22 protein-coding genes are annotated in these 26046 nt (G+C 54.7%); 9 read left to right on the top strand and 13 right to left on the bottom strand.

Annotation, left to right across the window (positions count from 1 at the left end; translation table 11 throughout):
* Window positions 1–130 precede the first annotated feature (130 nt).
* On the top strand, window positions 131–1129 hold the full coding sequence (locus tag LF95_RS06695) for an RluA family pseudouridine synthase (protein WP_073954225.1): 999 nt from the start codon (window positions 131–133) through the stop codon (window positions 1127–1129).
* A 110-nt stretch (window positions 1130–1239) separates the two neighbouring features.
* Window positions 1240–2097: an RNA polymerase sigma factor RpoH gene (gene rpoH / locus LF95_RS06690; protein ID WP_073954224.1), complete on the top strand. Its 858-nt coding sequence runs from the start codon at window positions 1240–1242 to the stop codon at window positions 2095–2097.
* A 135-nt stretch (window positions 2098–2232) separates the two neighbouring features.
* On the opposite strand, the gene LF95_RS06685 is transcribed toward rpoH, so the two are convergent.
* From LF95_RS06685 to LF95_RS06655, 7 genes are all read right to left on the bottom strand, one after another.
* Entirely contained in the window at window positions 2233–2727 is a 495-nt protein-coding gene (locus LF95_RS06685) for a hypothetical protein (protein ID WP_073954223.1), read from the bottom strand.
* Window positions 2728–2739: 12 nt separating this feature from the next.
* Entirely contained in the window at window positions 2740–4866 is a 2127-nt protein-coding gene (locus tag LF95_RS06680; RefSeq protein ID WP_073954222.1) for a protein kinase family protein, read from the bottom strand.
* A gap of 164 nt (window positions 4867–5030) precedes the next feature.
* On the bottom strand, window positions 5031–6326 hold the full coding sequence (locus tag LF95_RS06675; protein ID WP_073954221.1) for an adenylosuccinate synthase: 1296 nt from the start codon (window positions 6324–6326) through the stop codon (window positions 5031–5033).
* Between the two features lie 48 nt (window positions 6327–6374).
* On the bottom strand, window positions 6375–7541 hold the full coding sequence (locus tag LF95_RS06670; protein ID WP_073954220.1) for an ATP phosphoribosyltransferase regulatory subunit: 1167 nt from the start codon (window positions 7539–7541) through the stop codon (window positions 6375–6377).
* A 155-nt stretch (window positions 7542–7696) separates the two neighbouring features.
* Entirely contained in the window at window positions 7697–8878 is a 1182-nt protein-coding gene (locus LF95_RS06665) for a phosphoserine transaminase (protein ID WP_215905655.1), read from the bottom strand.
* Between the two features lie 225 nt (window positions 8879–9103).
* Entirely contained in the window at window positions 9104–10981 is a 1878-nt protein-coding gene (locus LF95_RS06660; protein ID WP_083607540.1) for an SLC13 family permease, read from the bottom strand.
* Between the two features lie 271 nt (window positions 10982–11252).
* Complete coding sequence (locus tag LF95_RS06655) at window positions 11253–12278, bottom strand: LysR substrate-binding domain-containing protein (protein ID WP_073954218.1); 1026 nt, start codon at window positions 12276–12278, stop codon at window positions 11253–11255.
* Window positions 12279–12409: 131 nt separating this feature from the next.
* On the opposite strand from LF95_RS06655, the gene LF95_RS06650 reads away from it, so the two are divergent.
* Together LF95_RS06650 and LF95_RS06645 are read left to right on the top strand one after the other, a co-directional pair.
* On the top strand, window positions 12410–13159 hold the full coding sequence (locus LF95_RS06650; protein WP_073954217.1) for an SDR family NAD(P)-dependent oxidoreductase: 750 nt from the start codon (window positions 12410–12412) through the stop codon (window positions 13157–13159).
* A gap of 132 nt (window positions 13160–13291) precedes the next feature.
* A complete protein-coding gene (locus tag LF95_RS06645) occupies window positions 13292–13960 on the top strand; it encodes an SDR family NAD(P)-dependent oxidoreductase (RefSeq protein ID WP_073954216.1) in 669 nt (222 codons plus the stop codon).
* A gap of 96 nt (window positions 13961–14056) precedes the next feature.
* Here LF95_RS06645 and LF95_RS06640 read toward each other — a convergent pair whose 3' ends face one another.
* From LF95_RS06640 to LF95_RS23680, 4 genes are all read right to left on the bottom strand, one after another.
* On the bottom strand, window positions 14057–14872 hold the full coding sequence (locus LF95_RS06640; RefSeq protein ID WP_073954215.1) for a PhzF family phenazine biosynthesis protein: 816 nt from the start codon (window positions 14870–14872) through the stop codon (window positions 14057–14059).
* Window positions 14873–14972: 100 nt separating this feature from the next.
* Entirely contained in the window at window positions 14973–16355 is a 1383-nt protein-coding gene (locus tag LF95_RS06635) for a pyridoxal phosphate-dependent decarboxylase family protein (RefSeq protein WP_073954214.1), read from the bottom strand.
* Window positions 16339–17316, bottom strand: coding sequence for a threonine dehydratase (locus LF95_RS06630; protein WP_073954213.1), 978 nt, complete (start codon window positions 17314–17316; stop codon window positions 16339–16341). The genes LF95_RS06635 and LF95_RS06630 overlap by 17 nt, the downstream gene beginning before the upstream one ends.
* A 131-nt stretch (window positions 17317–17447) precedes the next feature.
* Window positions 17448–17681, bottom strand: a complete 234-nt coding sequence (locus LF95_RS23680; RefSeq protein ID WP_073954212.1) for a DUF1127 domain-containing protein — start codon at window positions 17679–17681, stop codon at window positions 17448–17450.
* A gap of 133 nt (window positions 17682–17814) precedes the next feature.
* Between LF95_RS23680 and LF95_RS06620 the strand changes: the two genes are divergently transcribed.
* The gene (locus LF95_RS06620) at window positions 17815–19374 is read left to right on the top strand and encodes an aminotransferase-like domain-containing protein (protein WP_073954211.1); all 1560 of its coding nucleotides are present in this window, start codon (window positions 17815–17817) and stop codon (window positions 19372–19374) included.
* Window positions 19375–19532: 158 nt separating this feature from the next.
* A complete protein-coding gene (locus LF95_RS06615) occupies window positions 19533–19862 on the top strand; it encodes a hypothetical protein (RefSeq protein ID WP_073954210.1) in 330 nt (109 codons plus the stop codon).
* A 51-nt stretch (window positions 19863–19913) separates the two neighbouring features.
* Here LF95_RS06615 and LF95_RS06610 read toward each other — a convergent pair whose 3' ends face one another.
* Entirely contained in the window at window positions 19914–20861 is a 948-nt protein-coding gene (locus tag LF95_RS06610; RefSeq protein WP_215905654.1) for a PaaX family transcriptional regulator, read from the bottom strand.
* Window positions 20862–21136: 275 nt separating this feature from the next.
* On the opposite strand from LF95_RS06610, the gene LF95_RS06605 reads away from it, so the two are divergent.
* Both LF95_RS06605 and LF95_RS22760 read left to right on the top strand, forming a co-directional pair.
* Window positions 21137–23518, top strand: coding sequence for a Lon protease family protein (locus LF95_RS06605; RefSeq protein WP_073954208.1), 2382 nt, complete (start codon window positions 21137–21139; stop codon window positions 23516–23518).
* Between the two features lie 13 nt (window positions 23519–23531).
* A complete protein-coding gene (locus LF95_RS22760; RefSeq protein ID WP_073954207.1) occupies window positions 23532–24704 on the top strand; it encodes an SPOR domain-containing protein in 1173 nt (390 codons plus the stop codon).
* Between the two features lie 29 nt (window positions 24705–24733).
* On the opposite strand, the gene LF95_RS06595 is transcribed toward LF95_RS22760, so the two are convergent.
* Complete coding sequence (locus LF95_RS06595; protein ID WP_073954206.1) at window positions 24734–25057, bottom strand: DUF5818 domain-containing protein; 324 nt, start codon at window positions 25055–25057, stop codon at window positions 24734–24736.
* 155 nt (window positions 25058–25212) lie between these two features.
* Between LF95_RS06595 and LF95_RS06590 the strand changes: the two genes are divergently transcribed.
* On the top strand, window positions 25213–25908 hold the full coding sequence (locus LF95_RS06590; RefSeq protein WP_073954205.1) for a GGDEF domain-containing protein: 696 nt from the start codon (window positions 25213–25215) through the stop codon (window positions 25906–25908).
* The last annotated feature ends 138 nt before the right edge of the window (window positions 25909–26046 follow it).

Genomic DNA, 26046 nt, shown 5'->3' with positions numbered 1-26046 from the left:
GCAATTGCAAATAACTGTTTTTTCGCTATGTTGCGCCAGCCCGACTGGCAAGCCAGGAGCAAACTGCTAAGATGACGCAGTCTTGCGGCTGTGCCATTTTACCGTCCCCTAGTGATGAAATTGCTGTTCCATGTCCGATGCGACTCATGATGAAAACAACCTGGTTTATGTTACCCGGCCCGAAGATGCCGGTGAACGCCTGGACCGGGTCCTGGCCCGCGCATGGCCGCAGGAATCACGCTCGCGGTTAAAGGCCCTGATCACCGACGGGCATCTGACAATTGACGGTACTGTCAAAGACAGTGTTTCAGTCAAGGTGCGGGCCGGGCAAATCATGACCCTGGAAATCCCGCCTGCCGAACCAGCCATCCCCGAAGCCGAAACCATCGCCCTGGATGTCTTATATGAAGACGACGACCTGCTGGTCATCAACAAACCGGCGGGCATGGTGGTGCACCCGGCTGCCGGCAATGAAAGCGGCACGCTGGTCAATGCCCTTTTGGCCCATTGTGGTGACAGCCTGTCGGGTATTGGCGGGGTTAAACGGCCTGGCATTGTCCATCGTCTGGACAAAGACACCAGCGGCGCAATGGTGGTTGCCAAAAATGACATGGCCCATCGCGCCCTGTCCAAGCTGTTTGCCGAGGATAAGGAAAATATTGAACGAACCTATGTTGCAATTGTGTGGGGTGTTCCATCCCCAACCGAGGGTAAAATCGCGGGCAATATTGGCCGCAGCCCGCGAAACCGCAAAAAAATGGCCGTTCTCGCCTCCGGGGGAAAACCGGCACTTACCTACTATAAGGTGATAGAGAATCGGCCCGACTCCTTGGCATCCGTTGTTAAATGCAAGCTTGCGACCGGGCGGACACACCAAATACGGGTACATATGGCCCATATCGGACACTCACTTGTATGTGATCCAGTTTACAGTAAATCTCGTCCGGTTAGGCACCTTAAACCATCATCCCAGGCCGTTCTCGCCAATTTCGGGAAACAGGCCCTACATGCACAAACCCTAGGCTTTGCGCACCCTAGGACCGGGGAGTTCATCAGCTTCAAGGCCCCCCTTCCAGATGATCTCATAGCTATATACTTGGCACTAAACCTATCCTTAAGTTTCATGTGACGTATACTTTTCTCTTAATTTTATATTGACGACGACTAATACCTCTGTATACCTTGTTATCAGTGCTTGGGGTTTCACGCACGGTTTAACGAGCGCATTGGGAGGCACCAATGAAACAGGGTAATGCAGCAGAATTGTCGATTTCGCCGGATGGTTTGACGGGCTATTTACAGCGTATCCGCCGGTATCCGATGTTGGCACCAGAAATCGAAACCGCCCTTGCGGAACGCTACCGGGACCACCAGGACGATAAATCAGCCGAAAAACTGATCACCAGTCATTTGCGTCTGGTTGCAAAAATCGCGATGTCTTATCGCGGTTACGGCCTGCCGATTAACGAGCTGATTTCCGAAGGCAATATTGGTCTTCTTCAGGCCGTCAAACGCTTTGACCCAGATAAAGGGTTTCGCCTGGCAACTTACGCCATGTGGTGGATCCGCGCGGCCATTCAGGAATATATCCTGCATTCCTGGTCGCTGGTGAAAATCGGTACGACAGCATCGCAGAAAAAGCTGTTCTTTAACCTGCGCAAGCTGAAAAACCAGATGCAGGCGATTGAAGAAGGCGACATGACCCCCGAACAGGTCGAAACCATTGCCGAGAAACTGAATGTCTCGGAAGATGATGTCGTGATGATGAACCGCCGGCTCTCCGGCCCGGATCACTCGCTGAACGCAGCGGTACGGGTTGAAGGCGAAGGCGAATGGTTGGACTGGCTTGAAAGCGACGAGGAAGACCAGGAATCCCGCCTGGGTCGCCGCCAGGAGTTTGTTCAGCGCATGTCCTTGCTCAAGGACGCAATGTCGGGCTTGAATGAACGCGAACGCGACATTCTGACCCAGCGTCGCCTTTACGAAACACCAGTTACGCTTGAAAACCTTAGCATGACCTACGGCATTTCACGCGAACGTATTCGTCAAATCGAAGTTCGCGCCTTTGAAAAAATCTGCCAGAAGATGCAGGGTTAACAATATTCCAGCGCGGCGGGCAAGACTGATGGTTTCTTGCCCGCGCTGAAGAACGGCCTGTGGCCGTTCTTGCTGTTTGTATAAGACCCACCACAAAAAACATCTAGCGTCTTGCGCCCCGCAAGACAAAGCCGCTTAACGTTGGCCTTTTTCGATTTCGGAAATCAGGTTTTCACCCCAAACCTTGACCAGATCGCGCTGCTGTTCGCGCAGTTCGACGGTGCGCCGCTGGGCCGTCAGGTTCAGGACATTGGCAACAATCGGCGGCATAGCCAGATACATCAACCATCCCAGTCCTGCCGCGCCATACATGATGACCATCGTCATCGGGTCAAGCAATTGCTGGGTCGCGATGGAAACACTTTGGCCGCCATCATGCCACAGCTCCATCACATAAGGGGCCACCCCTGAAAAGTTTAAGCCAAAAACACACCGGGCCAGATAACGCCCGTGATGCCGGTCGCAGAAAAAAGCCAAAACCGACGGCAACAGGCCGACCACCAATGTGATAAAGGTTGGCAGCGCGACCATAAACAGCAAAACGCCCATCACCAAAATGGCGAAAAAGGACAATCCACCGGACTTTTTGGCACCGGTTTTTGCGGCCTTATCTTTTTTTTTCTTTGCCATGCGACTGCCCCCTTACCACACCGTCATCATGAACAGGGCCGAAACGGTCAGTAGTGCGATCATCGTCGAGGCAAATGACGCCACCTGTCGCCCAATCTGCTCGGCCAGGATCATGCGGGCCGGACCAGACGTTTCCAGGTCAAACACTTCGCTATCGGCGGCAGAATATTCTTCAACCGCAGAAATGAACTCGTCCTGGTCCTTGCGCCGTTCCTTTTCGTCATTGATCAGGTTGTAAAGCTCAACCAGATTGCCACGTTTTGCCAGCTTGGGAATTTCACGTTCCACCTTTTCACGCCGCTCACGACTATGAAAAACCTTGGTCGCCGGTTCCATCAAACGGGCCACCCACAGGCCAAGATGGGGCAGACTATCTGGCCCGTGACGCCACTGCACCAGCGCCAGAAGGCTGATAATCGACCGGCTGAATTCCACCTCGTCCCCCGGGTTTTGCAGGGCGGTTAATTGTGGTTCGGTGTCATCTTGCAAACGCACGGCGATGAAGGCGGCAATATGCCGGTCAACCGGCCAACTGCTATGCGGGGTAACGGATGCCACTTTTTCCAGTGCCGGCAAAAGCTGCGCGATGTGAATAACATATTCATTTTCCACAAGCGGGCTTAGACAATGCTGATTTTTGACCAGCGCATACAGGCAGCGTTCATAACCATAGCCCATGCTTTGCTGCTGCATGTAATAACGCAGGCCTTTGTAAACCTGCTGCTGGGACTGAATTTCGGGGCGAAAACCACTAATGCGCGAAAACCAGAAGGTTGGCAAATCGCGCACCACAACTTCGGAAAAAGCCTGCGCGCCCTTGCCATGCTGCACATCATAAGACAGCATCGGCCCCAACCCGTCGAGCATCGCGGAAAAGGTTTTGTGCCGCACCGGCCCATTGGGATCAAGAATGGCAATACCGCGCGACACCAGCACATCTTCGGCCGTGCGCTTGTCACTGCCCGACCACGCCATTTGCCGCATGGCTTCGGACATGGCCTTGGAACGGTCGGCATCATTCATGCCGCGCCGCAACCATACTTCGATGACACCGTCGCGCAGGGGTGCAAGGGAAGCCGCCCAATTGCTAAAAATACCACTGGCAAGGCCGCGCGCGGTATAATAATCGCGCCCACCAATATTTTGCGCCCGGGCAGCCCGGCGTTCGGTATTCCCCTGTACCGGCTTGACCCTGCGGCCATCCAGCCAGTTATTCAGCTCTGTCAGGCCCCAGCGTTCCTCGTAATCGTCACATAGGAGCCCCCGGATCGGCTCGATCAGGGTTAAGGGCAGTTTTTCCTGTGCCGCAAGTGTCTGAAACGAGCCACGGGCCAGTTTCATATCGACAATTTCCTTTTCGGAAAACTTGTATAACGGCGTATGACCAATGCCCAAAGCGGCAAGGGTAACGCCCAGGGCATACATGTCATCCGAAAGCGCCCCTGCCCCGCGTCCGGCGGGTTCGGCAAGCATGCGGTCAATCGGTTCATATACAATGGGTTGGGCAAACCCCGCCGGACAGGATGAACAATCCCCGGCAATAACGCTGGCGCGTTTTTCATCGACAAAGAAAAGATTATCCGCGCGGATATTACGGTGGGCCAGGTTTTTATCTGACAAAACCGTCAAGATATTGATCAGTGGCACAATGACAATTGATGGCAGGTCATGCTCGTCAATAACGGCCTTTTTTCCACCATCGGTAAAAACCTTGCTGCCACCGGGCTTGGAGTAAAAACACACAATTGTGCAGCGATCCAGCGGCGGCCAATAAACAATATCGTAATCCAGCAGATCCAGCTGACCGCCAATACGCATGCCCGACAGCACGCGCAACAATTCCGATCGGGTGGGCAAAGTCGGATCGGCAACCAACGCAAAAATGGCACCATCATCGCGCTTGATACCTTCGGCAACAAAGGCTTGCGACGGACCACTATCAAATTCGGGCAGCCTCAGATCAGGAAAAACCCGGAAATTGCCAACATCAACATGTCTGCTGCCGCCGGTTTTAGGCGGCGGCACATCTGACGACGGTGCTTTCTGGTCTTCCTGACCAAGTCCCGCTTCATCGCCTTCCAGGTCCATATCTGGCCCGGATGACGCTTCGTCGGGCTGCATCTTTGCGTTATCAGCCATCGGACCCGCAATTTAAAAGTTCATGAACACGCTGGGTAAAATCCCCTAGACGATACTTCCCTTAACCGTTACGGGCAAGACGTTATCGTGGAACGCGAATAACCATCCCCATACAAAAACCGCCCGACAAAGCGGGCGGTTTCGCATCAATATCCAATTTTAGATCAGGCACTGAACGGATCGTGAACCAGAATGGTATCATCACGTTCCGGGCTGGTGGACAGCAGCGCTACCGGAGCCTCGATCAGTTCTTCGATCCGGCGGACATATTTAATGGCACTTGCCGGAAGATCGGCCCAGCTACGCGCGCCCATCGTGGTTTCAGACCAGCCAGGAATGGTTTCATAAACCGGCTTGGCTTTGGCCTGCAGGCGCTGATTGGCTGGCAGGTAATCGTAAATCTCGCCGTCGATGTCGTAACCGGTGCAGATTTTGATTTCATCAAACCCATCCAGCACGTCCAGCTTGGTCAGCGCGATGCCGTGAATGCCATTGACCTTGACCGACTGACGGACAAGGGCGGCATCAAACCAGCCACAACGGCGTTTGCGGCCGGTAACCACGCCAAATTCATGGCCGCGTTCGCCCAGGCGTTCGCCATCGGCATCAAACAGTTCGGACGGGAACGGACCCTCGCCAACGCGGGTGGTGTAAGCCTTGGTAATCCCCAAAACATAACCCACACCCGACGGGCCGATGCCCGAACCACCCGCAGCCGACCCCGAAATGGTGTTCGACGAGGTGACAAAGGGATAGGTGCCGTGGTCAATATCAAGCATCGTGCCCTGCGCACCTTCAAACAGGATACGCTTACCGGCTTCCTTGATCTGGTTTAGCGATTTCCAAACGGTATCGGCAAACGGCAGAATCTTGGGGGCGATTTCCTTAAGCTGTGCCAGCAATTCGGCACCATCCACTTCCGGCTGGCCCAGGCCACGCAAAAGGGCATTATGGTGCGTCAGCAGGTTTTCAACCTTGGCGGCCAGCAATTCTTCATCGGCCAGATCACCAACGCGAATGGCACGACGACCTACACGGTCTTCATAGGCCGGGCCGATGCCACGGCCGGTGGTGCCAATTTTGTTATTGCCGGTTGCGGCGGCCTCGCGGGCCTTGTCCAGGTTGCCATGCAAAGGCAGGATCAGGCAGGCATTTTCGGCAACACGCAGGTTTTCAGGTGTGATGGTCACCCCCTGTTCCTGCAAGCGCGAAATTTCGGCCAGCAATGCCCAAGGATCCACGACAACACCATTGCCGATGACGGACAATTTCTTGTCACGCACAATGCCTGATGGCAGCAGGCTCAGTTTATAAACCTTGCCATCAATGACCAGCGTATGACCGGCATTGTGACCACCCTGAAACCGAACGACAACATCGGCACGTTCCGACAGCCAGTCAACGATCTTGCCTTTACCTTCGTCCCCCCACTGGGAACCGATCACGGCAACATTGGTCATCGCAAAACTCCTTGAGCGATAAAAAACGGCCTTTTCTTGCGAAAAAACCTACGCGTCCAGCGGTTCGACCCGCCCATCCAGATAAATAAAATCACAGCCCATTCTTACCGCTTCCTTGCGGGCGGCATCGGCTGTTTTGGCTTCGGCCGCCCCTTCAAGGGCGGCAATGGTCACATGGCCTTCGCGACGCAATTTGCGTGCTTCATGCTGGGCCACACCCAACGGCAGATAAACCCGCGGTGTTGCGCTCGGGCTTTCAAGGCCACGCAAAACCGTGTCCATGAATAATGACATGCCCGTGGCAACTTCGCCACCAGCGCCCCCGGCACGATAACGGCCGCCACGGCCCAGTTCGCCACGCACATGCTTGCCAAAAATGGTAAAGCTGACACCGGTCTGATACCGGAAACCGGACATTTCCACCGGGTCCACTGTCAGGGCGGCATCCAGGTCAGATGCCAAAATACGTTCGGCCACCTCGACCAGGCGGTGCAAATCCTCCGATGCCCCCAACGGCAATTCCAGCCGTTTAAGACGTGGCAATGCTGTCGCCGCCGGGCCTGCTGCCTCCAGCAGGGTCACAAGCACATCTGTTACCGGGCCATCTGCTGCCTTGATCGCGGCAACATCGCGGCGCTCTAGCGCCTCGGTCAGTTTTTCGCGGTCATCAGGGGCAACGGAAAAGGCCTCGAACAGGCGGGATGGCAATGTTGGCAGGTTCAAATCAACCGACACGTCGGGCAAACCAACATTGTCCAGGGCCTCAAGGGCGAGCAAAACAATTTCGGTATCGGCAGCGGCACTGGAAACGCCAATCAGTTCCGCGCCAACCTGGGCAAACTGGCGTTCCGGGCGCAATTGTGTGCCCTGAATACGCAACACATCGCCGGAATAAGCCAGGCGCAGCGGACGCGGATCATCCTTCAGGCGGGTCGCGGCAATACGCCCCACCTGCGGGGTCATATCGGAACGCACCCCCATCATGCGACGGGATACCGGGTCCATCAAACGAAAGGTTTGTTTGGCAAGTTCGGGAGAAGCGCCTTCAAGCAGGCTTTCTTCAAATTCGACCAGCGGGGTTTTTACGCGGTCATAGCCAGCCAGGGCGAAACTCGCCATCAGCTTTTCGCGGATTTCAGCTTCCTGTGCAGCAACCACCGGCAGGACATCCTGCAAGCCGGCGGGGAGAAGGGCTTTCCTGGCGAGTTCGGTCATGTGTTCAGACTTTCCGGACTGTGCGTGCAAATTCGGGCAAGGTTTAAGGTTCGCATGCGTCATGCCCTGTGCATCCGGTAGCGGTTACTACCGCGTTGTGAGGCACAGGGCAACGGAAAAACCGAAAAACGCAAATATTATCGCAATCCTTAAAATCAGCCTGCGGTAATTTCGGCCTTTGCAACGGCGTAGGCCCAATCAAGCCACGGCAGCAAAGCACTGATATCGCAGGATTCTACAGTCGCCCCCCCCCAAATTCGCAGGCCAGGAGGCGCATCACGATAACCATTAATGTCATAGGCAACTTTTTCGCCTTCCAGCAATTGGGAAATGCGTTTGGGCAGGCTTGCCTGGGTTTTTGAATCCTGGGCCAGCGCCCACGGATCGACGATTTTGATACACATTGAGGTATTGGACGCCGTTTCGGGCTTTTCCGCCAAATCAGCCGCCCACTCGCTTTTGACAAGCCATTCATCCAGCAACCGGCGATTTTCGTTAGTGCGTGACAAAAGGCCTGCCAGGCCGCCAACATCCTCCGCCCATTTCAGGGCATCAATCGCGTCTTCAACCACCAGCATCGACGGAGTATTGATGGTTTCGCCCCGGAAGATACCGTCAATCAGCTTGCCGCCCTTGGTCATGCGGAAAATTTTCGGCATCGGCCAGGCCGGAACATGGCTTTCAAGGCGTTCAACGGCACGCGGGCTCAGGATAATGACACCATGTCCACCCTCGCCGCCCAACACTTTTTGCCAGCTATAGGTAATAACATCGAGCTTCTCCCACGGCAGTTCCATGGCGAAAATGGCCGAGGTCGCATCGCAAAAGGTAAGGCCCTTACGATCATCCGCGATCCAGTCCCCATTGGGAACGCGCACCCCCGAGGTGGTTCCATTCCAGGTAAAAACGACATCTCGATCACAATCCACCTGTGTCAAATCGGGCAATTTGCCGTAATCGGCCTGGAACACCCGCACATCATCAAGCTTCAATTGCTTGATCACATCCGTTACCCAGGTTGACCCAAAGGTTTCCCAAGCCAGCATATCCACGCCACGCGCGCCCAGCATCGACCACAGTGCCATTTCAACCGCCCCCGTATCGGATGCGGGAACAACACCCACCAAATACCCCTCGGGCAACTGCAACAGGTCATGCGTCCGATCAATGGCCTCTTCCAGCCGTGCCTTGCCCAGCGGAGATCGATGCGAACGTCCCAAAACCTCGGTTTCCAGTTTATCTGCGGACCAACCCGGGCGTTTTTTGCACGGACCCGACGAAAAATTGGCACTTGCAGGACGGTTGGCAGGTTTTGGAAAATCGGCAATATTGACCATGAGGCTGTTCCTGATCAGACAGAAAAACACCGCAGAACCGGGGAATCCGGCACATATTTGCGGCACATTGGTAAGCGAAGCGCGATCCTATTGCCTTGGCGCTAAAAGTCAAACGCGTTCGGCGCAAGGGTTATTGCCGATTTGGGTATGCCGCCCCACCCTCACGGAAAAAGCCGGCCGCATAATCGCGAACCGGCTTTCGTATCGGCGTTCATAACAACCAGATCAGAAGGAAAGGCCGTAATACCAAGGTGCAAACAAGCTAAACACAATCCATAACAGCAGGATCAACGGGGTGCCCGATTTAAGAAAATCGATAAAGCGGTAATGCCCTGGCCCCATCACCAGAAGGTTGGTTTGATAACCGACCGGGGATGCAAAAGAACAGTTTGCCGCCATCACCACCGCAATGGCAAAAACATGCGGCGGCACATCAAGCTGCTGGGCCATGCCAATACCGATGGGGGTAAACAGCACCGCACAGGCATTATTTGACAAAACGTTGGTGAAACCCGCCACCATCAGGAAAAACACCGACAAAATCACCGGTGCCGGTGCCCCGTGCAACGCGTTAAGCAATATTTCGGCAACGTAGGATGCACCACCGGTGGCCTGTAACGCATTGCCCAATGCAAGGGCCGCTGCCACCAACAACACAATTTTCCGGTCAATCGCCCGGGCAGCCTGCCGCATATTCAGCGCGCCCGACGCAATCATAAGCCCCGCGCCAATAAAGCTGGAAATCATGATCGGCACAACACCGGTTGCGGCAAGGCCAATAACACCCAAAAAGATAAAAGCCGCCCGGCGGGCATGAAACGGACGCGGCAGCGCACGGGTGGACCATTCCAGCAGCACAACATCGCGAATTGTGCGCAGCGCCTCCACATCCTCAGACCGGCCCTGAACCAGCAGCACGTCACCAGCTTCCAGCCGGATTTCGGTCATTTGCGTGCGAATCATCCGCGACCGCCGCTGAATGCCCAGCACCAGGCACTTGTATTGATACCGAAAACCGATCTGCTCCAGGTTAAAGCCAATCAGCCGCGAGCCAGGCGGCAGCATGACCTCGGCCAAAAGCTGGCTGGATTTGGTTTCCGTGTTGCCATTGCCCGGTTCCTGATGCACCGCTGCGGCCTCGGCATGCAAAAGCCCGGGGTCTTTTTGCAGGGCCTCGGTTAAGGCCTTGCGCGTGGCGGCAACCACCAGCACGTCACCGGGCTGAATTTCCATATGTTCATCAAAGGGCGGCAAATCGGCATGTTCGCGCCGCACAATCATCTGGATCGTGACATTGGGCAGATTTTTGAAAAACCCGGCCACCGGCTTGGTACCAATCATTTTCGACGCCGGACCCACCGTAATTTGGGCAATAAACTGTTTGCCACTGCCATCGGGCTTGGTCAGGCGGCTGCTCATGGAGGCCAGGGCGGGCAACAAACGCGGTGCAACCAGCAGGACATACACAAAACCGGATAATGCCAACACACTGCCAACGATGCTGAATTCAAAAAATTCCAGCGGGTCCATTCCCAGTTCGATCAGTGAACTGGACACCAGAAGGTTGGTTGACGACCCGATCAGCGTTGTCATCCCCCCCAAAATGGCAGCAAAGGAAAGCGGGATCATTAGAGAACTGGGAGATCGCTGGATACGGTCTGCCAGCGCCTGAATGATGGGAATAAAGATAACCACCACCGGCGTGTTATTAAGAAACGCCGAGAGCAGCATGACCACGAACAAACCGACAAATATGGCCAGCGAGGCATTTTTGCCCCCATGTTCAGTAATCAGCCCGGCGATGTAACTGACCCCGCCCGTCAGAACCAGCGCCTGCCCCACCACCAGCAACGACAGCACTGTCAGCAAGGCCGGGTTGGCAAAACCCGACATGATGGTGTCAGGCCCCAAAAGGTTATCGCCGTCGGCATTGTTGAGCGGGAAAATATTAAAAAACAGCAGCAGAACAGCAATGATCGCCATTGATGTTATTTCAAGCGAGATGCGTTCCCAGCCGTAAAGCACGAGTGAACCCGCGACCAGCGCAAGCACAACCCACATCTGCAACGGTGTCGCACTACTGGCGACGACATTGTCTAGCACGTTGAATTTCCCCTGTCGCAAATCGCCTTTTACAACCCGCAATACGGGCTGTCCCCCGTCTTGCCGGGGGAGTCTCATTTATTAAATCACCCATACTTAGCCGAAAGCACCGCCATGCGGTCAATAAAAATCGCGCGGCGATGGTCTGACAAATAGCAAAAAAGACACATCTATTCTGCCAGCCAACCGAGGCAGGGAAAATTTCCGCAACCAATATGGAACGGTTAGGGTTACACGGATTTTGCGTTTTGTCTGCCTGCCATTTCTGGGGTCAGGCACTAACCACTTGTTCAGGTTCGGCGGCAAAAACACCCGCTATCAGGCTTTTTTCGGCAGCGCCCTCACCACAAATATAATGCGGGCACAACCGTTCCAGGGCTTCGTCACATTCCCAAAGGGTGCGTTCGCGCGCCCGTTCGGTTAAATGATCGATCAATGCCCGCACCGCAGGCGGCAAACCACGCCGCGCCTTAAACAGAATATGCACAATACCGCCAACCGCGCGCCATTCGGGCAGAACCTGCACCAAACGCCCCGCCTGAATGGCGTGGTGGGTGCTGAAACGGGGTAACAGGGCAATGCCCTGCCCACGCAGGGCACATTGGCGAATCATGGAAATATCGCTGGTTGCCAAACGCGGGGTGACATCAAGCATGCGTGTATCATCATTGGGGCCAACAAGCTGCCAGCGAATGCTATCGCTATCCTCGCCCTTGATGCTGAGCGTCGGGAACCGGTTGATATCATCAACCGTAAAATTCGGCCCCAGCTTTTTCACCAGTGACGGGCTTGCAACCATGACCGCGTCGGCAAGACCCAGGGTTTTGACAATCAATGTCGCATCGGTATCCAGCGAATCACGCACCCGAAACGCCACATCAACACGATCCTCGATCAAATCAACACGGCGGTTGGTTGCCATAACGCGCAACTGCACCTTGGGATATTTTTCGCTAAAATCGGCCAGCACTTCGGCCAGGGCCGTTTCCAGCATCGCCGGGGGCACACTGATGCGCACAATCCCCTGTTCCACCCCTTTGGCCTCGGCCACAATAGCTTCGGCCTCTTCGGCTTCGCTCAGGATATTGGCACAGCGATCGTAAAAGGCCTGGCCCAGTTCCGTCACCCGGAAACGGCGGCTGGATCTTTCAATCAACTTGACACCCAGCCGGTCTTCAAGTTGTGCTACGCGCCTGCTTAATTTTGACTTTGGCTGGTTCAGCGCACGGCCCGCCGGCGCAAAACCGCCATACGACACCACCTGCGCAAAGTAAAAAAGATCATTCAAGTCCTGCATGACTGGCCCCATTGTTCCATATACTGAACGCAGGGTGACGCAAAAAGGGACTTCTGTCCATGTCTTACAAATTCTAAATTCCTGACCATCATTGATGAATCGGTCTTTTTGGAACTTCAACCGGAGCCACCATGACGAAACTTCTAAGCGGCAAAGTCGCCCTGGTCACAGGGGGATCTTTCGGGATTGGTGCGGCAACCGCACGTATGCTTGCCCAACAAGGCGCAAACATCGCCATCGGGTATGTCTGCAACCGTCAGGCCGCAAAGGAAATGATCGCGGAACTTCAGGCCCTTAAGGTTGAGGCGAAATCCTTTGAAGCCGATCCGGCCGATACCCTTCAGGTCAATGCGATGGTGCAAACCGCGGCCGCGCATTTCGGCAGGCTCGATATTCTGGTAAATGCCGCATCCATTGCCGTGTGCGGCCAGGTGGACAATCCCGATGCCGACATACACGGCATCAAACGCCAGCATGCCGTCAATTTTTGCGCAACCAGCTCGACCATTCGCACAGCAGCCCCGCTGATGCGCGATGGCGGGCGCATCATCACGCTGGGGTCCTGCCTGTGTGCCCATGCCGGCACCAGCGGCCTGGCCGATTTTACCGCCACCCAGGCGGCGATGGTCGGCTATACCAAGGGGGCCGCGCGTGACCTTGGCCCGCGCAACATCACAGTCAATGTTGTGCAGTCCGGTTTTGTCGATGACGAGCTGATGGACCCGCTGGCAAAATACCCCACCCCCTACAAAACAGCCGTGCCCCTGGGCCGCCCCGCCCTGGCCGAAGAGGTCGCCGCCGCTATCACCTTTCTCGCCAGCCCGGCGGCATCCTATATCACTGGCACGGTCCTGACAGTTGATGGCGGCTACAGCGCGTAAAACCAACACCCCAAAGCCACCAACAGCGTTCCAAATCGTGAACGGTAAGTCGTAACATCGGGGGCTATGCCAAATCAGCACCGCTTTCTATGGTTTGTTCATACAGCGAAGACCGCTTTAAGGAGAATGGTCATGAACAAACCACTGACGGGCAAAATTGCCATTGTCACCGACGGACATTATGGAATGGGCGCATTAAGTGCCCAAACCCTGGCCGATCAGGGTGCCGACGTGATTATCAGCCATCCGGCAAATGCCTGGAATGCCGCCGGTATCGTTACCGGGCTGGAAGCACGCGGAGTCAATGCCCGGGCCTATGCCATCAATTGCGACCGCATTTCAGGCATCAAGGCCCTTATATCGCGGGTCATCGAAGATTTTGGCCAGGTTGATATTCTTGTCATCAACAATGTTTCGTTTGTTTTGCAGGATGACGAACGCCTGTATAGCAAAACCGCAATTGAGGCGATTTCCCCGGTCATCCGTGATGGCGGACGCATCATCACCATTGGCAATTCTACCGCCCACCCGCGCACTGTTAAGGCTTACAACAACAATACGCACAGCCCCCTGAATGACCTGATCACCAACAGTGCAAAATCGCTTTATTCAAAGCATGTGACGGTCAACCGCCTGCAATCAAACTTTCTGGATCGCAGCAATTTGACGGCTTCGTTTGGCAATGCCTCGCTTGTTGGCGACATCACCAGCGGCCTTTCGTTTTTGGCCGGGCCGGATGCCGACTTTATCACCGGCACCACTTTTAACTTTGACCACCATGTTGCCCGCCATGCCGCATAAAGCACAACACCCCGCCAATACCAAATATTGCCGGGGTGTTTTCCCAAAATTTACGGTCGCCCAAACAGGGTCGCACGCCATCAATTCAGGCCGCTATCACGGCAGATAAATCTCGCCCTTCATAAACAGGACCGCCCGGCCCTTAAGGTGCACCCGCTCGCCTTCAACCGTGCAATCAATAAAGCCGCCCCGAGCCGATGCCTGATAGCCCATCAGGTTGGTCTTGCCGGTTTTCCCGGCCCAATAAGGTGCGACAACGCAGTGCATATAACCTGTTACCGGGTCTTCATTAATGCCCAAGGCGGGTAAAAAGTACCGCGATACCATGTCGCAATCATCACTGTCGGAAGGTGCGGTGACAATTACCCCGCGATCAGCCAATGTGCCAAGTACCGACATATCGGGTTTCATATCGCGAATGGTTTTACCATTCCCATAAACCAGAACAAAATCGGTATCGCGGCTGACCACCTTAAATACCTCTTGCGGTTTTTCCGGCGACAGCGCAGCTGCAAACTCGTCTGGCACGGTGCCAGGCACAATCGGCTGCACCGGAAAATTCAGCACAATTGCCTCGCCATCGCGCCGCGCGGTTAAAATGCCACTTTTGCTTTGCAGGCGAATTTCATCGCCGTTAAAACCAAGCTGGTTAAAAATGGTAAAGGCGCTGGCAAGGGTCGCATGACCACATAGCGGCACCTCGACCGTCGGTGTGAACCAGCGAATATGAAAATCGGCATCCCCGCCTTCGACCGGAACAAAAAATGCCGTTTCCGACAAATTATTTTCCAGCGCGATCAATTGCATGGTTTCATCTGGCAACCACTGTTCCAACGGCACCACAGCTGCCGGGTTTCCGGCAAACAAATGACTGGTAAAGGCATCAAGCTGATAAATTGGCAATGTTGTCATATGGCACACCCCATTTTCCTAAACCCGAATAAACGGGCGCGTCTTTCCTGCGGCAAAGCCATTTTGCATATGTCGACGCGCCCATTCTCACAATGGCGACTTACAGAACACTCTCAATCGCGGCCTTGATAATCTCAAGGTCATGATCACGGGTGCGCCAATTGCTAAATGCCGCACGAAAACCAAAACGGCCATTATAGATGGTCGGCGTTAAAAACACTTTGCCCGTCGCGTTGATGCGCTCAAGCAGCGCACGATTGGCATCATCGTTGCCACGACAGCAAAACATCACGACATTCAGTTGCGGATCACGCAGCAAGACCAGGTTGGAATGGTCCGCCACCCAATGGGCCAGATCACGCGCCTGGTCACAGTTGCGACGGATAATATCGGCAAAACCTGCCCGGCCGTAAGCCTTGATCGCCATCCATAACGGCAGGGCGCGGAACCTGCGGGAATTTTCAACACCACGATTGATGTAACTGTTCCCTTCGGCCTTGGTTTCAAGATAGGGCGCAAAGGCACGGAAACACTTTTCCAGAACGGAAATCTGCCGGGTCAGAAAAATGCCGCAGTCATACGGAACGTTCAGCCATTTATGCCCGTCTGACGTAATGGAATCCGCCCGTTCGATCCCGGCCAGTAAATGTGCCCGCCTTTCATCAAGGGCGGCAAACAGCCCAAAGGCTGCATCGACATGCAACCACGCCCCATAGGCGGCACACATATCGGCGATGGCGACAAGGTCATCAAAATCTGTTGCATTGACAGTACCGGCACTGGCAATCACCATTTTCGCCTTCGAGGTGCTGCTTTCAAGTTTTGCCGCGAGGTCACCAACGTGCATGGCCTCGGTCCCCGGTTCGGTGGCAACACGAATGACGTTATTGCGCCCGACCCCGGCCACCGACAAATCCTTGATCATGCTGGCATGCGGGGTGGCGGAAAAGACTTCAAACGACGGCAGGGCAATCGCCCCATCCGCGTCAACATCAACGCCAATTTGTTCACCACACCATTGTCGGGCCGCAACCACGGCCAAAAGGTTCGATGCCGTGGCACCGGTGGTCAGCACGCCATCAAAACGACCGCGCGGCATGCCTGCCATATCACAAATCCAGTTCAGGACCAGTTGTTCAACTGCGGCGGCGACGGTACCGTCCGGCCCGGTAGCGTTCTGGTCAATGGCACTGGCGATCCAGTCACCTGCGATGGAAGCAGGTGTTGCACCGCCCGTGACAAATCCCAGATAACGCGGCCCTGTCGAGGTGGCAACGAAGGGGAGGATCTCGGTTTTCAGGGCATCAAGGGCCGCAACGGCGCCATCGCCGCGCGCCGGCAGTGGGGCTGCCGGATCAAAGGCGCTGGTATCAGCGCAAACGACAGATGTTTCTTCGCCCGCCAACAAATAGTCGCGGGCGATATCACCCGTCAGGGCAAAGATGTCGCCAATTTCATTAAGGTCGTCAAATTTCCGGTTCATCACGGTTACTTCCCTGCAGGATTTCGGCATACATATCGCGGTCTATATTCGCACCGCTCAAAATAACGGCGTTTTTCTTGCCAATGGCGCGCGCACGGTCGGCCATCAAACCGGCCAGGGCGGCGGCCCCCGCCCCTTCGGCAACGTTATGGGTGGCACTGAAATAAAGCCGCATCGCCTGCATGATGTCCTCATCACTTACGGCAATAATATCGGCAGCACCTTTTTTAATAATCTCGAAGGACGTCGGGTCCGGTTTGCGGCAGGCAACGCCATCGGCAAAGGTATTGGCCGTGGCGGTTTCGCATATTTCACCGCATAAAAAAGACTGGCGCACCGCATCTGCCCCTGTTGCCACCACACCGATAATCTCGGTTTTAAGGCCCAGGGCATCCCGCGCGGTAATCAGGCTGCAAATGCCCGACCCCATGCCAATCGGCACATAAACACGGTCCAGATTATCAACTGCGCCAAACAGCTCCATCGCATAAGACGCCACACCGCGCACCAGCTCCGGGTGAAACGGCGGCACCATGATCAGATCGTCCTCAGCCGCCTTTTGGCGGGCAAAATCGGCGGCATCCTGGAAATCGTCCCCATGTTCAATAACGTCGGCCCCAAGGGCACGCATCGCGGCGTTTTTCTCGCGCGAATTGCCATGCGGGACAATGATGGTGGCACGCAAACCAAAAACACTGGCAGCAAAAGCAAGGCTTTGGCCGTGATTACCGCGTGTCGCACTGATAATCCCGTTAACGACCTGCATGGATCGGGATAGGGAACGACAAAAGGTTAATCCGCCACGCACCTTGAAGGCGCCAAGCCGCGTATGGTTTTCGTGCTTCACATAAATCGAAAGTCCGGTCGCACGTTCAATCAATGACCATCGGATGGTTGGGGTTGGCGGGACATAATCATGCACAAAATCGGCTGCTTCGGTTAGTTCGCGTACAGTAAACATATTGTCCCCCTTACCTCACAATGTGACGGTATATCAATCCAGGATTGCGTGTCACATGCAAACAATATTGTACCCCAAAAGGGGGTGACGACCGGAACATGAAAGAGCAAAATGTTCCGGTCGCTGCGCAGTTAAAAACCGCGCGGGTGTTTATCAGTATTTACCGGCACTGAAACGTAATGCTCAACATCAGCCCGGTGCAAACCAATATCCCGCAGCAACCTGTCATCAAGGTGACGTATACTATTACGATCACGATGTTTTTTCTGCGCGGAGACCAGGAGTGAAAACAGACGGATAACCGCTGTACGCACAAAACCCTGGCGGGTTGCATTCGCATCCCCTGCGCTCTGGCCATGCTGCATATCAGCGCTTGCGAGAGTCGCAGGAAACCGGATTGTATCGTTACAATTCGTCATGTTTTCCTCCTGCTTCCAAATTGTATCGATTTCCTTTTGTCATTGACATTGTATCTATGTCAAACTAAACATTGTCACCATGACAATATGGATCCCCGACATCTCATCCGGAAGCGGCCCGGTTTACCGCCGTATCGCGCACGCCATTGGCGATGCCGTTGAAAAAGGGCAGTTACAGGCGGGGGACCGCCTGCCGACTCATCGAGACCTGGCCTATCATCTGGGTGTTACTGTGGGCACCGTTACGCGCGCCTATCGCGAGGCTGAACGCCTGGGCCTTGCCATTGGTGAAGTGGGACGGGGAACCTATGTCAGCGTACCGATGGATATTAATACGCCGCTTCTACTGCCCGGCCATCCCGTGACCTTTGATGCTGATACAAAACAGCCTGAAACAAACGACATCGCCAGCACCCCCAGGCAGGAAATAACAAATGGCTATGCCGCATCGGCGGGAAACACCACACCGGTCAATTTCGGCACAGCGGATGTTTCCTTTACCAACCAGCGTGAACCCCGCCATTATTATCCGGAACAGATCGAAGACGGGCCGATCAATTTTCGCATGAACTGCCCGCTTCCACCCCGGGAAAGCCATATCAACCAGGTCTTGATCGATATTGCCCAAAGCGGCCCGATTGAGAGCCTGATCACTTATAAAACCGAATATGGCATGCCCCATCATCGCCAGGCACTGGCGACAATGGCCGGGCGTTTTGGCCTGGATGACAACCCGGACCGTGTATTGCCCACCGCAGGCGTGCAACATGCCATGACCGTTGCCCTGATGACATTTATCCGTCCTGGCGACCTTGTTTTATGCGAGGAACTGACCTACCCCAACCTGCGCAGCCTGGCCGCCATGATGCAGTTTCGCCTGCGCGGCATTGCAATGGACGAAGAAGGCATTCTGCCCGACGTACTGGACAATCTCTGTCGGACACAGTCCCCCCGCGTGATTTACCTGATGCCAACTTTGCACAACCCGCTTTGCAGCACTATGAGCCACGAACGCCGCATCGCGATTGCCGAAATACTGCGCAAACATAACCTGATTTTGATCGAAGATGGCATTTATGGCTTCCTCGATACCGCTGCCCCACCGCCGCTTTCGTGTTTTGTGCCCGAACGGGCGGTATACCTGAACGGCATTTCAAAAAGTGTTGGTGGCGGCCTGCGCATCGGCTTCATTCACGCGCCGATCCAGTATATTGCCAAACTTGCCAGCGGCATTCGCACCACCTGCATGATGACGCCAGGCATTGGACTGGAACTGGCCACACGCCTTATCAATGATGGCACGGTCGAACGATATGAAAACTGGCACCGCGAAGAAGCGTCGCGCCGCCTGGGCATTATTCTTGGCAGCCTCAAAGGATATGACGTGCGGTTTCACCCCACCAACTATCACATCTGGCTTGCCCTGCCCGACCATATCGAAACCAGCGAACTGGTCATGAATGCCGCCAATTCCGGCGTTATGCTGACAGCGGCACAACAATTTGCCGTTGGCGTCCCGCCGCGCGGCCTGCGCCTGGCTTTTGGCGCCGAACGCTCGACCGAACGCATTCATCATGGTGTGAACACCATTCTGCGCCTGCTGCAAACCAGCGAATTTAGCGACGCCCATGTAATGTAAGGCGACTGTTGGAGAGACACAGCACGATTTGCGCAGACGCCTTTAAGTATTAAAAAGTGTGTTCCCAATGGAATACACCAAAATATTGCATTTGATCCTTCAATCAGGGAGAAAGATGTGCATTCACAAGCACATCTAACTTGATTGGGGGATACACCATGCACACAAGCAACGAAGACAGGGTTGGCGGGTATGCAACGCCTGAAACACATAAAACAGGGCGCGATTCAACCAGCCATTGGCTGGAAAATCTAATCAAGGTTCTAGCGGCCATTTTTCTTGTCGCATGCCTGGTTATGGCCTTGGCAAGTTTGCCCCACCAAATGGGCTATGGCATGCGCGGGCAATACGCCTTCATGCTGTATCTCCCCAGCCTGATGTTTGCCGTCGGCGGCCTGGTGCAATGGGCCTTTATGATGGCGATCGCCTATATCCTGCAATATCTGCGCAATATCGAACGCAACACGGCACAGGCCGAACCGATCTGATTCCTTGTCAGGCACAATAAAAGCGGCATCTGATACATGCCGCTTTCCAATTTAGTCGCCGGTTTCAGGCCCACCCAGCCGTTTAAAAAACCACGACGACGGTTCGTCATATCCATGTGGCGAATGAACACTTTGACCAAAAATCCCGGTAACAAACGGCTCGGACAAGGGCACCAATTGCCAGTAAAGCCGTCTTATAACCGCCTTGGCATGGCGACCGGCCCAGTCCGCAGGCAGCAATTCGGCCGGTAAGCCCGGGTCGCGCAGCACAACCTGTTTAAACCCGTGCATCAACACCATGCGCAAGGCAAAGGCAAGTTCGGGCGAACACAGGCGGGCTAAATCCAGCGACAACAATGGCTCGAACAAGGCCAGTTTTTGCAGGTATTGCTGTTGCAACCCCGCCAGATCCCAGGTTGCGGCGACCATATCGCGCAAGGATGCCGATTCTGCAATATCCTGGGTTTCCGCCCGCAACGAAATCGCCGACGCCGCATGCCCGGTTTCGGTTAAAATTTGCCGTGTCAGGGCAATATTGATCCCCGGATGGGCAAAGACATTGCCAGATACCGCCCCAAACCCCCGCCACGCCAGGAGGCGGGCCACATTCCGTCGTTGCTCTGCCGTGGTGGCGTGATTATCAAATATGATCAACGTCCATTGACCATCCCATTTCTCAATCGGCGCGGTATAAAACTGCCGGCATCCGGGGTCGATCAGTCGCCAGCCTTCGTCTGTTACGCGATATAGCGCCTGGCGCCCCACCCTGTTGGGTTCCAGCCAGCCATCGCGCGACATGCGAAAAACGGCAGTGCGCAACACACGTTCGCTTACGCCGACGGGTGATAACAGCGCAATCAAATCGGCCAGCAAAACAGAATCACCCCGTGGGCGCAAAACATCACACAAAAAGGTAATAACAACCGTGCGACTGCTTAAATCCAGCGCGGATCGTATATGTTCAAACTGTTGAAATGCCGGGTTTGACTTGCGGTTCATCACCTGATCTTGCATAACAACCAAACCTGTAAACGCCCCTGTTTTCTAACCCGGCCGCGTCGCGCCACATGGCCCAAATTCATGATACAGTTTTATCATTTTTCAGCAATATCCGTATCATAAAACCGGCAATTTTTACGCGAAAACCAGCCTGGGCCAAAATTCGCACAGGCAATGCTTGACCATCACATAGGCTTCCTTCCAAAATCATTTTGCACCTGCGTTCTTTCATTCGGATCGGCGCGGGTTTCCGGGGCCCTTACAAAAGAGCGAACATGCCGATTTCCCGCCTTGATGCTGACGATTGCTGCTTTCCGCATTTCCGTATTCGCAGTCCGCAAAAGGACACCACACCAGAAATATTCGATTTCACATCGCATTTTCGCGCCGCAGAGGCCCTGAAATTTGGCCTGTCCATGTCGGAACCGGGCTTTAACGTCTTTGTGTTGGGCCTGGATCGTGCCGGCCGCATGACTGCAACGCTGGATTATTTGAAAAAGGCCATGGCCGACCGCCCGGCCCCGTCCGACTGGGTTTATCTTAACAATTTTTCCCGCAGCAACCGCCCCCGCCCCTACAGCCTGGAACCGGGCAATGGCCGCAAACTGGCCGATGCGATGGAAACCCTGATTTCGCATCTGCGCGAAGCCTTTGCCTCCGCCTTTAATGCCCCCGCACATCTGACGGAAACCCAGGCCCAAACCGAAGATGCCCGCCACCAGGTGCGCGACAAATTCGAAACCCTGCGCAATTTTGCCCGCGAACGCGGCCTGGATGTGCAGGAAAACGAAAAAGGCGTGATGATTGTTGCCATCGATGACGAGGGCGAACCCGTCGCAATGGACAAACTGACCAAAGAACGCCGCGATAACGCCGATGCCGTGTTTGAGGAAGTTGCCGAGGAAGCCCGCAAAACCCTGATGGCAACCCGCGAACTTGAAGACCAGATTGGTGAAACCCTGGACAGTTTGCGCAAATCGGCTGCCAGTGTGGTGTTAAAACCCCGCATCGAAAAACTGCGCGAACAATTTACCGTACCGGGCCTCAATGCCTGGTTCGATGCACTGGAAGCCGATATTCTTGATAATATCGATGCCTTTGAAGAACCAGATGACCAGCCCGCGATTGACCCGGGCGATGGCAAAATGCCCGAAACGGTCGAGGACCGCTATGCCGTCAATCTGCTGATTGACCATTCGCGCGATGAACATCCCGATGTGGTGCTCGAACCCTCGCCCAGTTACGATAATCTGTTTGGGCAAATCCAGTATCGGCCAATGGCAGGCGGTATGCACCCGCATTTCTCGCTGATCACACCGGGGGCCTTGCACCGGGCCAATGGCGGGGTGCTGGTGCTACGTGCTGAATCACTTGTCGAACATGAAGAAAGCTGGAGCTACCTTAAGGCCGCGCTACGCGATGGCGAAATCCGCATCGAAGAACGCCAGAAAGCCGGGCCGCCCACCGCAGGGGCACCAGAACCGCGTGCCATTCCGCTGGATGTCAAAATTGTCATCGTGGGTGCGCCCAAATATTACTACACGTTCTTTTCGCTCGATGTGGATTTTCGCAACCATTTCCGTGTGAAGGCCGATATTGACCCGGATATGCCCGCCGTCGCTGCCAACATCAAAACCTATACCGGGCTTTTGACCCAATCGGTGCAGGATCGTGCCGGTATTTCCATTGATACCGGTGCCATTCGCCAGCTTTTGGGCCAGGCTTCGCGCTGGGCGGGTGAACGCGACAAACTTTCCGCCCAGATCGAACGGGTAGAAGATGTCGCCATTGAAGCAGGCGCACTGGCAAAAACGGCGGACCGCACCACCATTCGCGCTGCCGATGTCAAACGCGCGATCGAAGAACGCCGCCACCGCAACAGCCGCCTTGAGGACCGATCCCACGAACGTGTACAGCGCCGTGAAGTCCTGATTGACAGTTTTGGCAGCGTGATTGGTCAGGTCAATGCGCTGACCGTGCTGGATTATGGCGACCATGCCTTTGGCCTGCCCGCCCGTGTTACGGCCCGCAGCTATGTGGGCAATTTGGGGGTTCTCAATATCGAACGCATGGTCGATCTTTCCGGCCCGCTGCAGCAAAAATCGGTCATGACGATCGAAGGCTTCCTGAAATCGCGTTTTGCCCAGGAATTTCCGCTATCATTTGCCTGTTCTGTCACGTTCGAGCAAAACTATGGCGGTATCGAAGGCGATTCTGCCTCGCTGGCCGAATTATGCGCCATCATTTCCGCCATTTCCCATGTGCCAATCAAACAAAATATCGGCGTCACCGGGTCCATGAACCAGTTTGGCGAAGCCCAGGTCGTGGGCGGCATTTCCCATAAAATCGAGGGCTTTTATCGCATTTGCGCCGATCAGGGCTTTACCGGGGATCAGGGTGTGATCGTGCCTGCGGCCAATGCCGAAAACATCATTCTGCGTGACGAGGTCGTCCAGGCAATCCGCCAGGGTAAATTCAACATCTGGACCATCGACAGTATAAGTGATGCCATCGAAATCCTCACGGGCAAACCCTGTGGCGACCATGCCGATGGCAATTACCCCAAAGACAGTGTTTTTGGCCTGGCACTTGAACGCTTGCGCCGCAACGATGTGTTGTTGCGCGAACGCCATGCCTATCCCGGCTGGTCGGAATAACGTCGGAATAACCATGTCAGCTGTGATCAAAACCGCCACCAAACCAGCCCCTGCCCCTGATCCATTCTGTGATCAGGGGTGGCTCCGGCTGCGCGCGGCATCCTTGGCCTCTGCGGCAATGACATTTGGATTGGTTCTGCTGATCGCCACAGGCACAGCACAGGCGCAAAATGCCGATCTGAACAGCAATGACGATACGGTTAGTGGCATTAATGCCATTCCGACCAACCTGCCCGGCAGTGCCCGCACAATCACGGGGCAGCCTGCCCCGTCTTCCGGGCCGCTGGATTTGCTGGAACTGGCAAAACAGCATCGACAGGCCTATCAGGCCCGCACGAATACACCGGATTCTCAAACTGCGGATTTTCGGCTTTCCAGCCAGTATCGGCACAGCACAGGCAAGGCGCAAAAAAAGGCAGGTACAAGACACGCCGCGCAAAACCCTGATGTTATTCAGGCCTCTATCATGACATCCGAAACCGGCGCGTCAAAAACGGCATTGGCCTGGACAAAACCGCAAACGGCACATAACAGGGCGCAAACCGAACCAAAGGGCAGCGTAACCGCACCTGTTATCACCAAACCAACGATAACACCGCCAACGCACCCCACTGTACAAAGGGCACAAATCGTCACCCCCTGGAGCCAAAGCCAAACACCGCAACAGGCAGGTGAAGACAATACTCCGCCCAATTTAAACAAGGTATTGTCCACCCCCGCTGCGGTATCTGACAGCAACCCCAGCAGCAATGACCTTTTTGCAATACCATCACAACCTACTCCCAATGCCACACCGGCAACCATCCCCGTTACAGAACCTGCGACGCAGGACGCCTCCGGTCGTTCCCAGATGCAACAACCAATGCCCCCGCGCCCAACGGCAACGGCAACGGCAACGGCAATCAATGCCGCCGATATGTCGGGCAAAACAGCCAATGGGAATTATGCGGTGCAGCTAGGTGCCTTCAGGTCCGCCATTGGGGCTGAAACCTATTGGGCGAGCTTTGCCGTGCGCTATCCGCAACTGGCAGAAACCTATCATCATTACCTGGGCACAGTGGATATTGCCGGCAAAGGACAGTTTCACCGCCTGCGTATGGGCGGCTTTGCCAGTCTGGACGCCGCCAAGGAAAAATGCCGCCAGCTGCAGGCTGACGGCATTGAATGTATCGGTTTAGCCAAATAATACGCGTAATGGCGTATCATCAGTCCCTGTCATTGAGTCTGCGTCTGCTTTGCCGGGGAAAGCAGGGTAATTTTATCAACAATCAGGGTTGTTGCCTCGCGGCACGTCGTCATCAGGGCACTATGCCCGGTAACACGCACCAGGTCGCCCGGGCGGAAGGACGTCGCCTTGTTGGCAAGGGCATAAAGGGTGCCGTCAGTGGCGCGGAACGTCACGCATTCCTGGCCCTGATCGGTGATTTCACCAGAAGTGGTGATGGTTTCACGATCAAAAGTCGAACACGCGCCCAAAAGCAACACCAATGCGGATGCACCAACAATTCTTGTATATTTGCCGCCAAACCCGAAATTCATCTGCACGTCTCCTTGACGTAATGTCATTTTAAAACCGCGATTAAAGAATTTGTTAAGACTCTTGTAACCGACAGCCTGTTAATCATCACTTCTGATTGCATTATTTACCTGTTTCACCGTCCCGTGTCATTGCAAGAAACTAGCGATAGATCAACATGAAGGATTTAGACCTTCCGCTTCTGCAATCGCTGATCAAGGCGGCAAAAACGCGCCCTGCGCCCGTTTCTGCCGATGATACCGGGCTGACCCATGAACTTGCAACGCTTCTCACCCTCATCCGTTCCCTGCGCGACCAATTGGAAAAATCCGAAATCCGGGTCCGTCAACTGGAGAACCTTGCCGAAACCGATGAACTGACAGGCCTTTCAAACCGGCGCGGGTTTCGCAAGCTGTTCAACAAAAACGCCAAAAACAACGTCCCGCAGCAGACAGATTTGTATATCGTCATTGCCGATCTTGACGGATTTAAACACACCAATGACCAATACGGGCACGCTGCCGGCGATGCGGTCTTGCGCCACTTTGCCCGCTTGATCCAAAAACACCTGCCCGAACCGGGTTTTGCCGCGCGTTTGGGCGGGGACGAATTTGCCATTGCGATATGGTCGTCCGGCTTTGCCGATGCCGAAACATTTATTCGCAACATCAAAGCGTCGCTGGCCGATAATCCGGTCTTGTGGCATAAGACACACATTCACATTCAGGCCAGCTTCGGTGCGGAAAAGTGCAACCAGCAGGCTCATCTAAAAGATGTTTTGCACAGTGCAGATCTTGAAATGTATCGGGAAAAGCATAACACCCGAAATTCAAAATCCTCCTGTGCCGATGTCTTTTTGCCCCAAACCGGTTAGAACGGGACCATATAATACACCCCCAACCGGTATTTTTTCCGCTTTTCCTTCATTATCGCCAAAATAAACGCTATTTATACTATTGGAGATGATAAGCGGCACATTCCATCTCCTCTGTAACCCTCACAAGAATAGCGT

The sequence above is a fragment of the Thalassospira sp. TSL5-1 genome, from assembly GCF_001907695.1.
Classification (GTDB): Bacteria; Pseudomonadota; Alphaproteobacteria; order Rhodospirillales; family Thalassospiraceae; genus Thalassospira.
Note: the sequence above shows the minus strand (reverse complement) of the source record. Positions and strands in the feature narration are given on the sequence as shown.